Consider the following 12,912-nt stretch of genomic DNA (forward strand, 5'->3'; position numbering starts at 1 on the left):
AAACTGCAGTGGCGATCTACTGCGCTCGTCATGACGCCGGGAGCCGACGATCGACTGAACACCACGCCGAGCGGGAGGCATGAGATGTCAGTTTTGTTCACAGCGACCGCCGAGTCCCGGAAAGAGATCAAGGCGATCGAGCATGTCGTCGACAAGACCGGCCACCCGCCGGTGATCATCACCGAGAGCGAAGTGGCCTTCAGCACGGCAGCCGCCACGTTGTTGCCACGAACAGAGCCCGCGCACGGCCTGGTCGCCTCCGTGCGAGCGATACTGTCGAGCCACGCGCACGATGTGGTGTCGGCAGAGGACCATCTTCCGCCGCGACACTATCCAGCCCGTCGCGAGGCTTTCCTCGAGTCCGCCGCGATGGCGCGTGAAATGCGAAGGCTGTGACTTTGTTCCGAAGCGGGCTCCCCGCAGACTCCGCCCCACGCGAATTTTGCGACGACCCGTTTGCGCCGGTACTGAAGCTGCAGGGCGTCACCAAGACTCACCGTAGGGGTGGCGAGTGGGTGCACGCGCTGCGTGGTATCGACTTGTCCTTGGCTGCAGGCGAATTCGTCGTGGTGACCGGACCATCTGGGTCTGGTAAGTCGACCCTCCTGCACGTCGCCGGTGGTCTGGACAGGCCCGACAGCGGCACGGTGGCCGTGGCCGGGGAAGATCTCTGGAAGATAAGGAGTGGTGCGCGCGCCGCCTTCAGGCGGCGCAACCTCGGATTCGTCTTCCAGTTCTTCAACCTCGTGCCGATGCTCACCGCGGTTCAGAACGTGTCCTTGCCGCTGGTGATAGACGGCATGGCGACCCGCGCCGCAGACGCCCGCGCAGAGGAGCTACTGCACAGGGTTGGACTCGGCGACCGGGCCGGGCATCTTCCGACGGAATTGTCGGGTGGGCAGATGCAACGCGTGGCCGTGGCGCGCGCCTTGGTGGCCCGGCCGTCCATCATCCTCGCCGACGAGCCGACGGGAAACCTGGATCGCCACTCGTCAACCGAGGTCTTGGAACTCATGCGCTCCCTGGCGGACGAAGATGGTGCGGCCGTCGTGATGGTGACACACGACCAGTCAGCGGCATGCTACGGCTCCCGCGAGCTACACCTTGTCGACGGCTGCGCCTACGCCGCCGACACCGCGTCCGACGGGAACGGGTGATGCGTCGGCTGGGCGCTGCGTGGGTGTCGTTTCGGCGGATTCACCTCGCCGCGTTGATAGCCGACTGGCGCCGGACGGTGTTGAGCGTGATCGGTGTCGCGCTCGGAGTGACGGTGGTTCTCGCCGTCCTGATGCTCAAATCGGAACTCCTGCGCCCATTCGAGGCATTCGGCCCGTCGCTCACTCATGCCGCCGGCGTCGAGGTGGTCGAAATCACGCCGAAGGTGAACGGGCGCTTGCCGATCGAGACGGTCAGCCGGCTGCGCTCGGAGGTGGCAGGTGCGGAGGCGGTCGTCCCGGTGGTCGCGGGCTTGACACCCGTGGACATCGCCACCCAGCTTCGCCCGCCCGAAACATCACCCCAAGGGTTCTTTCTGCTCGGTGGGTCGTGTCAGATCGAGCTGTTGGTCGGCTCATTCAATTGCGAGCAGCGGGCCCGTGATACCACCACCACAGACGGCCCAGGGGTGCCGTTGCAAATTCCGACGGTTATCGCCGAGCGGCATGGTTTACAGCTCGGTGATGAGTTGCGCATCCCGGGTCTGCCCCCGGGGTCCGCGCACCTCGCCTCGACGTTTCCGGAGTTCGACCGGGTCGAGGGCATCAACGACGGCTACGTGCTGTTCGCGCCGTCGGAGGAGATTGCCGCGCACCTGCTCGGCTCGCCCGGATACGCCACGGCCGCTTTCGTCCTACCGAGGCCGGGCATCGAGAGATCACAGATCATCACCGCGGTCGACCACGTGATCGCCGGCATCGCCACGGCTGGTCCGCCGCGGCCCCACCTCCCCGCCGTTTTTGAGAACGCCACGCAGACCTTCAACCTGACCGCGTTCGCCGGAATCCTGATCGGCCTGCTCATTTCGGTGAACACCATTCTGCTGGCCGTCGAGGACCGGCGGGCGGTGATGGGGACCATCGGCGCCATCGGCGCCAAGCCGCTCGGGTTGTTCGGGAGGATGTTGGGCGAGGGCGCCGTGGTGGGTTTCCTCGGGGGACTGGTCGGCGTTGCGCCGGGTTTCCTGCTGGGGACATATCTTGTGAACCGCTTCGGGCGGTCCATGCTGGCCGGTTCCGGTGGCACGATCGCTGCGCACTTCAGCCCCAGCATGATTGGGATCGGTGCCCTCGCCGGGACGGTCTCGGGCATCCTGGCGATGACCGGACCGGCCCTCAAATTGGTTCGCGAGGGACCGTTGGCGTCGATGGCGAGTGTCGGTGGGGCGCAGCGCGCCCGGACGGTCCCCAGGTGGCTGCTGATCGCCGGGGTGTGCTCGCTGGCGACCGCCATCGTCGTGTTGACGATCTTCGAGCGCGGATCACTGCCGCTCAACGCGGGCATCTACGGCATGACGATCGGCTTGTGGGGGGTGGTGTTGTTGACAGCATGGGCGGCTCCGCGTGGCGCAGGGCTGATGATTCCACTGCTTTCGAGCGCACATCCCGTTGGCGGGCGGCTGCTGGGAGCCGACATGCGGCGATACGCCGTATTGTTCGCACTGTCGGCCGCGCTCCTTGCGCAGGGCGCCAGTTCGGCCATCAGCTCACACAGCATGCAACTGCTCGGAACCACGCAGTTAGCAGAAGAAAAGGCCGACCGACTGCCCACGGCCTTGTTGATCGCTGCCCAATCGGTGCTCGATCAGCGGGACAGTCAGATCGCTGACGCAACCTTCGACCGGGTGACTCTCGCCGCCGACGGGCGAAGTGTGACATCGCGTTGGCGATCGACGATCTCGTCAGGGACACTGTCACGGCTGGTCATCGGCGTCACCCCAGGTGATTGGTACAGCAGGGCGCTGTATCAGCCGACGGGTGATGACTTCTGGTCGGCTCTACGCGACGGGGAGATCGGGCTGAGTCAGATTGCGGCCGGCCGGCTCGGTGCCGTAGCTGGCAGCATTGTCGAGTTGCCGACCGTCGCGGGGCCGAAACAATTCCGGGTCGCCGGGACTTTTCAGCCACGCATGGTGAACGACGCCGCGGTGGGCGACATCGTGCTGGTCTCTGACAGCGTGGCTCGTACGGATTGGGCAGCCGTGCGCGATCAGATCGCGGTGAACTATCCGTCCGCCGCCGCCGCAACCGCTCACCGCGCCGATGTGGTCGACGTCGGCGCCGGATTGCAGGTGTACGACAATCAGAAGTGGCGCTCGGAAGCCACAGCCGGTCTCACCCGATTCCTGAAGCCCTTCACGATCTCGGGATACGTCGTGATGGGTGCCGCCGGCTTGAGTTTGTTGAACGTGTTCGTGTTGGGACTCGTTCAGCGCAAGCGTGAGCGAGCTGCGTTGCGCGCGATCGGAATGACCGCCGGCCAGGAACAGACCGTGATCATCGCCAACGCCGGCCTGCTCGGCGTACTGGTCGCCGGGCTCGCCGTCCTCGGGGGAGCGGTCCTGACGTATCTGTGGTCGCTGGGCTCACCGGTGTACTACGGCATCAAGATCGAATGGGGCCTGCCGCCACTGGCGTCGGGGACCGGGGTAGCAGCAGTGTTTCTTCTCGTCATGGCGGCGGCGGTGTATCCCGTCATCCATGCGCGGCGGCTGGAGACGGTCGAGGTGTTGCGAAGCAGTTGACCGCGCCAGGCGCTAGCCGTGGACTTCGCGGTGCAATCGTGGAATGTCGTCGCAGATCCGCCGGAACCGGTGCATGTATGCCCGAATCAGGGGGCTTGACATTGCCTGAAACTCTCTGGGCGGCAAGCTCATCTGAAAGACCAGTCCGCGGCCGTCGATCCCTTCCATGATGGCGCCGAGTCCCGCAACGGGTAGTTCCATCAACAACGTGCAATAGGACGTGAAGGTGTCTTCGAACTGGATGCGATAAACGCCGAAGTTGCTCAGGTTCGTGATGAGTGGGTTCCACCGGGCCGGATTGAAGGCATTGGTGACACAACGAGCGGCCTGCCATGCGTTGGCGGCATCCAGGAACTGTTGGTTGATGCGCATATCGCAGTGTTCGTCGGCGAAGTGGTCCACGCTGTGGCGGATGCGCTCGGCAATTGAACGTGCGGCCTCTTCACGTCGTAAGTCCACGTTCAGCGTCGTGACGATATTACCGAGGAGCATGGGATCGAGGCCGCAACGATGCCGTGCATTCACGACGACCGCCAGAGTGCGGCGATCCACCGCGGGATCCGCCATCATGAGAGCTGCCGAGATATGTGCGCACACAACGTCGTTCGCTGACAGTCGCATGCATTCCCCATATTCGTCGCGCATGCGTACGACCTCGTCTTCTCCGAAGTAGAAGCCCACAGTCCGTTGCTTTCGCGCCTCCCTGGCCAGGTACCGCGCACTACGCGCTATTTCTGCCACCCCGAGACAACGCACCCCGGGCTCCCGAGCGCCATCGGCAGGCAGATGCTCGTCGAGGTAGGCAGCGCGGTCTTCTACGATCAACGGCTCAGCGAGGGGTTTGTCGGCGGCGGTGGCGGCCCAGGCATTCATGAAGTGCATCAGCGTCTGCATGTCGCCGATGGCGTGATGCCACGAGAGACCGATCGCAGTCGCATCGTCCGCAAGGTGGGTGACACGCACCCTGCAAAGCGGACCCCACCCCCAGCGAGCCGTAACGCCGTTCACCGGGTCGATGAGCCACCGTCCGTTGTCTGCTGACACCGAACCGATCGCCTGACGCAGCGTGCGGTCAGATGACACAGAGGTGACGGGCACACCCTGCCCCGAACATCGAATTCCCATCCGACCGTCGATCAGGGCGAGCCGCCCTGCGAAGAGCGGATAGCTCGTGAGCGCTTGCGCAAGTGCACGGGTGAGCGCAGTGGTGTCGAGAGCCCGCTCAAAGAAGAAGACGATATGGATAGCCAGGTTCGCCACAATGGCGTCGCCGACATTGCAGCGGATCTCGAACCGCTGTACGTACGTTGGTTTGATCAACTGTGTCGACACCGGTCTACGTTCGACGGTTCACAACCACGCGGCCGCCGCGCCTGGGAACATGGGCGACTCCACGGAAATACGACTTCTCATCGGCGGAGGCGTCGGTCTGTATCTGGAAGTGTTGCAGCACCGTCCGCAGCACGATGTCCATTTCGGTGATCGCGAAATCCGCGCCGATGCACCGGCGTGCGCCACCACCAAATGCCAGCCATTCGGGTGCCGCCGGCCTGGCGCCACCGAAGCGATACGGGTCGAAACGCTCGGCGTCCGAAAAGACGTCCGGATTCATGTGCAGGTCGGCAATGCGCACGAGCACCGTGCGACCAAGAGGAATCCGCCACTCACCGAGATCGAAGTTCGGCGCACTGACCCGGCGACCGATCACATCGAGCACAGTGCGGACTCGCAACAATTCGAGAATCGTGGCCCGACGAAAAGCGCTGCCCCCCTCGTCGACTTCTTTCACAAGATCAGCCAGCACGATCGGATGGCGCCGCAACCGCTCGAATGTCCAACTCAGCGCTGACGCGGTCGTTTCGTGGCCCGCGCCGATGAAGGCCAACAGTTCGTCGCAGATATCCTGCCGCGGCATCGCGGTTCCATCATCGCGCATGCTGCGCAGCAACAACGCCAGGGCGTCCGCCCGCTCGCCGAGACCCGGATCGGCCTCGGCTTCCTCGATCAGCGTGAATACGATCCGGTCGAATGCTTTGTGCAATTCATCGAGCTTGCCCCACGGAGTGTGGCGTCCAGTCCGAAATCGCGGTGCCGGCACGAATGCCACCCGTTGCCCTAGTTTCATGAAGGGCGGAACGATGTCACGAAGTTCGTCGAGTCCCGCCCCATCAGTGCCGAAGAGGGTCCGCAAGATCACGTTCAAGGTGATCCTGTTCATCGGTTCGAGGGTCCGGATTTCCTTGCCCCCAGGCCACGTCGCGATCTCACGCAGTGTTTCGTCCTCGATGACCTTCTCGTAGCTCTTGAGGCTCTTACCGTGGAAAGCCGGTGCGAGAAGCCGGCGGCGTTCGCGATGCCGACTGCCGTCGAGTGCAAATATCGACCCGGGTCCAAACAGATTACTCAGATTCGGCTGCACGTTGACCAGTCGATCGGCACTCGCAGTGCACACCGACCGCACCAGAGCCGGGTCTGACACGACGACGGACCGACCAAAGAATGGGACGTTCAATTCGAACAGGCGTCCGTGTTGTCTGATCCACTTGCGCATTGCCTTGCGCCGGAACACAGCGAATTCAAGGCCCTGCAGGAGTTTTGGTGAGCGGACCTGCGGTGGTTTCAACCGGTCCGGCGCCGCCGTTCCGATCGGGTCGGCCATGGCGAGGTCGGTCATGCGGCCCCCTGGTTCGATGAAGCTATCGTCAAGGGCAGCGTCGCTCGTGTGGGATGAAACGGTCGCAGTAGTGCACTACTGCACTGTGCCCCTGGCCGAAGTGGTACTACTTAGCCCGGAAACCGGATCTGTCACCGCTTTGTTGCCGACCGATTCCGCGGCATCCATCTCGTCGGCCCAGGCGAGGTGTCCTTCGAAGCCAAGCGATTCCGCAAGCCCCCGATAGCGATTCACCAAATCCCGGTATACAGCTTCATTGCCGTGGGCACGCGACAGCAGAGCCCGCAACCGCAACAGGGTGATGGCAATCATTGCCGAATCGTCGTCGGCCTGCCGGTCAGCCAATCGGTTTATCGCACGTTGGGCTTCGGCCAAATCGCCTTCGGCGCCACGCTCGACCAGCGCCTCCACTAGGAAGCTGGTCCCGAGGACGTCCCACCCGAATCGTCCTGCGTGGCGCAGCTCGTCTGCGGCTTGCCGGATCATCGGAATGGCGGCATCGCAATCGCCACGCCTGGCCCTTTCACGGGCAGCCAATACCTCGGCGACCGGGACCAGCGAGGGCGCGCGACGGGGCAGCCACACATCGCGGGCGTGCGTCAGCATTGCCAATCCGCGATGACGGTCGGTCGCGTCGTCCTGATACAGCAGCGCGACGCCTAGATTGAACTCGGCTCCGACCAGTGCGCGATCGTTGCCGGATGCCTCGGCGATCTGCACCGTTTCCTCGACCGCTCGCCTCGCGGACTCATCGGCTAGGAGGACGCCGTAGGGTATCGCCACAGCGAAAGTCCAGGCGACCACGAAGCCGAAAGTTGCTGGGTCGCTGTTTCGGCCCATCGCGAGGGCGTCGTCCAAGTCCTGCCGCCATCCGGCATGGCCCAGCCACCACCGGCTCAGACCGCGAAATGCCACCGCAATCGCCAGCGGTGATCCCAAACCAAAGGCGGCGCCTTTGGTGGGGTCCCCGGCAGCCAGGTTGATGACGGTTTCCGACCACCGCAAGATCTCGCCGAACTTGGCGACGTTGAACCAGTTGACGAACGCTACGAATGACAACCCGATGGTCAATGTGGGATCGCCGATCGACTCGAGCAGCGCCATCTGTTCAGACGCCAGTCGCGACCCTTCGTCAGGGCGCCCGGCGTACAGCAGTTCACTTTCCAGTCCGGTCATGGCGATGGCGAGCGACACTTTGTCTCCGGCCGCGTCGCACATCTCCCGCAGCTCCGCGAAGCGGCCGCGGCTCTCATCCACCGCTCGGGCTTGCCAATCGGTGGCACACAGCATTGTGGTGGGGGCGATGCGTTTCGACAGTTTCTCGGGTTCTTCGTCGGGTAAACGGTCGGCGATGCGGCGGGCCCGCTCCCAGCTGACTCGGGCGGCGTGGATGTCGCGGTTGGCTGACCATGCGGCAGCGCGCATGTGCCAGGCGTATGCGGCATGGACCTCGCCGGCGGCTTCCAGGTGTTCGGCGATCAGGGCAGCGTTCTGCTCGGTTGCTTCCGGGTTCCAGGATTCGAAGATCGTTGCCAAGCGCCGGTGCCATTGCGCCCGATTGGTTTTCAGCTGTGATTCGTAGGCCACCGCGTGAATCAGCGGATGGCGGAAGGCGTACTCGGCGCTCGGGGTGAACCGCACCTGATCGATGAGGTCGACCTTGAGGAGTTCGTCGAGCACCGCATCGATGTCCAACGCGGCGAGCAGGTCGGCGTCAAAGCGGACGCCGATCACCGACGCCGCATGGAGGGTTTCCTTCGCTCCGACCGTCAGCCGGTCGATGCGCGCTTCGATAGCCGCCTGCACCGTGGCAGGCACCGCGACCTCGTCGATATCCGTGTGACAGGAGTAGTCGCCGAACTCTCCGCTCAGCGCGCCCCTCTGCGCCAATTCGCGGACCATCTCCTCGGCGAAGAACGGGTTGCCCTCCGCGCGCTCGGCGATGATCGGGACCAGGTCGACGACCGAGGGATCCGAGCCCAGCAGCTCGTTGATCAGGGCCGCGCTATCCGAATCTCTCAATGAGCCAAGCGCTACAGTCTGCGCGCCGTGCACATGCATCAGCGCGCCGTCGTACTCGGGGCGTGCGGTGATCAGCACGACCGACGGTGTGCGCGGGATGACCGCGAGGAGATCGGCGATCAGCGATTCGCTGACGTCGTCGATCCAGTGCACGTCCTCGAGGACGAGCAGTGTCGGTTCGGTCCGCGTCAGTGACGCGGTGTTGATCAGTGCGGTCAGTCGGCGCCGACGCGCGTCCGGATCGATCTGGGGCGGTTGCACGTCCGGGTCGGCGATGCCGAGCAGGTCATCGAGCAGTAGCAGATCTTGCGGGTCGGCACCCGGAAATTGCGTCCGTACCTGGCTTCTGGCGGCATCACCTGTGAGGTCGGTGACCCCCATCTCTGCGCGCAATAGGTGGGCCGCCACATGGAAGGGCACGTCGCTGGTGTGTGACTCGCAGAAGGCCCACAGCACTTCGAGCCTGCGGGCGGCGGCCAGCGCCGCCATCTCCCGGGCCAGCCGGCTCTTGCCGATGCCCGGCGGACCAACAACAGACGCCACAACGCCGCGGCCGGCGATCGCGCGTTCCATGAGGGCGGCGAGAGCGGCAAGTTCCCAATCCCGCCCGACGAGTCTGGCCTCGGCGCGCGCGACAGCTCCGTCCCGCGGGTGGATCGCCAGCAGCAGCCGTGCGCGCACGGGTTCGTCAGCGCCTTTGATGTGCACGTACTCGGGATCGGCCAGCACCGTCGTGTGTTCGACCAGCCGGGCGGTCGACTCGGAAAGCATCACCCCGCCCGGGGGCGCCACCGATTCCATGCGCTGGGCCAGCCCGACATGTTCACCGGTCGCGGCATATCCCAAAGTTCCCGATCCGATGTCACCGGCGATCACCTCACCTGAATTCAGTCCTATCCGTACGCGCAGATCGACACCGTCGCGGTTCCGCACCTCGTCAGCCAGTCGCCTGGCTTCGTCCTGGATAACCAGTGCGGCCAGGCATGCGCGGAATGCGTGATCCTCCAATGCGATCGGGGCGCCGAAGATCGCCATCACCCCGTCGCCGGTGTACTCGACAATCCCACCGTAGCGGCGCACCACCGTCGCCGAGCGCTCTGCAAGCTCCGACATGATCCCGCGATATCGTTCCAAGTCAACGGTGGCCGCGATGACCATCGAACGCACCACATCGGCGAACAACACCGTCACCTGTTTGTATTCGGCCGTGTCGGTCGCCGGGGCAGTGGGAGCGCCGCATTCATCGCAGAACTTGGCGCTGTGCCGGAGTTCGGTCCCGCATGACTTGCATGCCACGTCCGTCGTCATGGGTTCTCACATCGCTTCGGCCATGGCGATATGTCCCTCGAAGCCAAGCGATTTGGCCATCGTCCGATAACGGCTCAACAGCTCTCGATAGCCGTCGTCACCCCGGGCGCGTGCTAGCAAGGTCCGCAGCCGCACCAGCGTGATCTCGACCATCGCCGAGCCGCGATCGGACCACAGCTCAGCCATTCGCTCGGTAGCTTTCTCGGCTTCGGCCGAATCACCCTCGGCGCCACGCTCTAACAGCGTCTCCACCAGTACGCGGGTGCTCCATACGCCATAGGAAGAGCCCGAAGGGAGCAGCTCATTGACTGCTTGGCGCATGGCTGCGATTGCAGCGTCAAGCTCGCTGTACCTTGCCATTTCCAGGGCGCTCCACAGCTCGGTGACCGGAACGAGGAAGGGAACGGATTGGCGCCACATGTCCCGGGTTTGAACCATTCGCTCCAATCCTCGGTGGTGATCAGCCGCGGTATCCCGGGTCAGCAGCGCGACCCCCAGCGTGTACTTGGCCATGCTGAGTGCGACATCGTTGCTGGTTCCCTCGGCTGCCCGCATTGCCTCGTTACTCGCTTGCAATGCGGCATCCTCGGATCGAAGCACCCCATGCTGTATCTCCAGACCGTAGGTCCACGCGACGACACACGCCAGGGTCGTTGGGTCGCTGTTCCGGGCCGTCGCGACGGCATCGCGGTGGTCTTCGCGCCAACCGGGAAGGCCCAGCCACCACCGAGCCGCGGCCCGCCATGCCAGCGCACCCGCCAGAGGTGAACCAAAACCGAAGGTGGCACCCTTGACGGAGCCACCGGCGGCAAGGTCGATGACGGTTTCCGACCACCGCAAGACCTCGTCGTATTCACCGGCAACGCCCCACACCGTCAACGCCATGACGGACAGACCAATGGTCAGGTCCGGATCGCCGATCGACTCGAGCAGTGCCATCTGTTCGGAAGCCAGACGCGACCCCTCACGCAAACGCCCGCTGTACACGCTCTCGGTGGACAGACCCGTCATGCCGATGGCGAGCGAAACCTTGTCCCCGGCCCCGCTGCACATCTCCCGCAGCTGTGCGAAGCGGCCCTGGCACTCCTGTACTGCTCGGGCTTGCCAGTCGGTGGCACACAGCATCGTGGTGGGGGCGATGCGCTTTGACAGTTTCTCCGGCTCGACGTCGGGCAACCGGTCGGCAATGCGGCGGGCGCGCTCCCAGCTGACCCGGGCGGCGTGGATGTCGCGGTTGGCCGACCACGCGGCGGCGCGCATGTGCCAGCCGTATGCAGCAACGAGTTCGCCGGCGGCCTCCAGATGTTCGGCGATCAGTGCCGCGTTCTGCTCGGTTGCCTCCGGGCTACACGATTCGATGGCGGCGGCCAGGCGCCGGTGCCACTGCACGCGATCGGTTTTCAATTGTGATTCGTAGGCCACCGCATGAATCAGCGGGTGGCGAAAGGCGTACTCAGCGCTGGGAGTGAACCGCACCTGATCGATCAACTGGACGCTGAGTAATTCATCGAGAACCGGATCGATGTCCAGCGCGGTGAGCAGGTCGGCGTCGAAGCGCGCGCCGATCACCGACGCCGCATGGAGGGTTTCCTTCGCTTTGGCCGTCAGCCGGTCGATCCGGGCTTCGATGGCTGCCTGCACCGTGGCCGGCACCGCAACCTCGGCGACATCCGTTCGACAGGCGTAGTCGCCGAGTTCGCCGGTGAGTGCGCCACGCTGGGCCAATTCGCGGACCATCTCCTCGGCGAAGAACGGGTTGCCGGTGGCCCGCTCGGCGATGATGGGAACCAGGTCAGCGACCGTGGGATCCGGACCCAGCAGCTCATTGAGGAGCGTCGCGGTGTCCGAGTAGTCAAGTGAGGCAAGCGCTATGGTTTGCGCGCCGTGCACATGCATCAGCGCGCCCGCGTACTCTGGGCGGGCGGTGAGCAGCACGACCGAGGGTGTGCGGGGAATGACTGCAAGGAGCTCGGCGATCATTGACTCGCTGACTTCGTCGATCCAGTGGACGTCTTCGAGGATTAGCAGTGTCGGTTCGGTGCGTGCCAGTGACGCGGTGTTGATCAGTGCGGTCAACCGGCGCCGGCGCGCGTCGGGGTCGATCGCGGGCAGCGGCGCGTCCGGGTCGGCGATTCCGAGCAGATCATCGAGTAGCAACAGATCCTGTGGGTCGGCGCCGGCAAACTGCGTGTGTGCACGATTGCGGGCCGCATCATCATCTAGGTCGGCCACGCCGGTCCCGGCGCGCAACAGGCGTGCCACCACACTGAATGAAATTTCGCTGGTGTGTGACTCGCAGAAGGCCCACAGCACTTCGAGTCCAAAAGCGGCCGCCTGTGCGGCGACCTCTCTGGCGACTCGGCTTTTGCCGATGCCCGGTGGTCCGACTACGGACACGACACTGCCGCGGCCCCCGATCGCTCGATTCACCATCGCTTCGAGCGCGGCCATCTCCCAGCCCCGTCCGATCAGGCTCGCCTCGGGACGTCTGATCACATCGTTGCGCGGGCTGATGCTCAGCAGCTGGCGTGCACGCACGGGTTCGTCAGCGCCTTTGATGTGTACCCATTCCGGTTCGGCCAGCACGGCGAGGTGTTCGACCAGGCGGGCGGTCGACTCCGAGACCATCACCCCACCCGGCGGTGCTACGGATTCCATGCGCTGGGCCATCCCGACGTGTTCGCCGGTGGCGGTGTAGCCCAAGCTCGCAGGTCCTGCGTCGCCGGCGATGACCTGACCCGAGTTCAGCCCCACCCGCAATCGCAGCTCGACACCATCATGGCTTCGCACCTCGTCCGCCAGTCGCTGGGCCTGTTCTTGGATGGCCAGTGCGGCCAGACATGCGCGAAACGCGTGATCCTCCAACGCGATTGGTGCGCCGAAGATCGCCATGACCCCGTCGCCGGTGTACTCGACGACTCCGCCGCCGTAGCGCTGCACCGCGGCTGCGGCGCGTTCGACCAGATCGGTCATGATCTCGCGCAACCGCTCCAAGTCCAGCGCGGCCGCAATGTGCATCGAGCGCACCACATCGGCGAACAACACCGTCACCTGTTTGTACTCGGCCGTGTCGGTCGCCGGGGCAGTGGGAGCGCCGCATTCATCGCAGAACTTGGCGCTGTGCCGAAGCTCGGTCCCACATGACTTGCATGCCACGTCCGTCGTCATG

General features: G+C 64.6%; 7 protein-coding genes. 3 read left to right on the forward strand and 4 right to left on the reverse strand.

All coding sequences use genetic code 11. From position 1 onward, the window contains the following. Positions 1 to 84: 84 nt before the first annotated feature. From AU198_RS10950 to AU198_RS10960, 3 genes are all read left to right on the forward strand, one after another. Positions 85 to 396 (forward strand): hypothetical protein, encoded by a 312-nt coding sequence (locus tag AU198_RS10950; protein ID WP_064348100.1) that lies wholly within the window; start codon positions 85 to 87, stop codon positions 394 to 396. A 119-nt stretch (positions 397 to 515) separates the two neighbouring features. Continuing rightward, positions 516 to 1,157 carry an ABC transporter ATP-binding protein gene (locus tag AU198_RS10955; RefSeq protein ID WP_286141453.1) on the forward strand — a complete coding sequence of 214 codons (642 nt, stop codon included), beginning with the start codon at positions 516 to 518 and terminating at the stop codon, positions 1,155 to 1,157. Further along, positions 1,157 to 3,739: an ABC transporter permease gene (locus AU198_RS10960; protein WP_064348101.1), complete on the forward strand. Its 2,583-nt coding sequence runs from the start codon at positions 1,157 to 1,159 to the stop codon at positions 3,737 to 3,739. The genes AU198_RS10955 and AU198_RS10960 overlap by 1 nt, the downstream gene beginning before the upstream one ends. A 12-nt stretch (positions 3,740 to 3,751) precedes the next feature. On the opposite strand, the gene AU198_RS10965 is transcribed toward AU198_RS10960, so the two are convergent. The 4 genes from AU198_RS10965 to AU198_RS10980 form a co-directional block, all read right to left on the reverse strand. Then, the gene (locus AU198_RS10965) at positions 3,752 to 5,071 is read right to left on the reverse strand and encodes an acyltransferase (protein WP_064348102.1); all 1,320 of its coding nucleotides are present in this window, start codon (positions 5,069 to 5,071) and stop codon (positions 3,752 to 3,754) included. Between the two features lie 4 nt (positions 5,072 to 5,075). Then, complete coding sequence (locus AU198_RS10970) at positions 5,076 to 6,413, reverse strand: cytochrome P450 (RefSeq protein WP_064348103.1); 1,338 nt, start codon at positions 6,411 to 6,413, stop codon at positions 5,076 to 5,078. A gap of 75 nt (positions 6,414 to 6,488) precedes the next feature. Beyond that, positions 6,489 to 9,743 carry an AAA family ATPase gene (locus tag AU198_RS10975; RefSeq protein ID WP_082690956.1) on the reverse strand — a complete coding sequence of 1,085 codons (3,255 nt, stop codon included), beginning with the start codon at positions 9,741 to 9,743 and terminating at the stop codon, positions 6,489 to 6,491. A 6-nt stretch (positions 9,744 to 9,749) separates the two neighbouring features. Then, positions 9,750 to 12,911, reverse strand: coding sequence for an AAA family ATPase (locus tag AU198_RS10980; RefSeq protein WP_064348104.1), 3,162 nt, complete (start codon positions 12,909 to 12,911; stop codon positions 9,750 to 9,752). Position 12,912: the final 1 nt, after the last annotated feature.

It is taken from the genome of Mycobacterium sp. GA-1199 (assembly GCF_001500045.1).
Taxonomy (GTDB): Bacteria; Actinomycetota; Actinomycetes; order Mycobacteriales; family Mycobacteriaceae; genus Mycobacterium.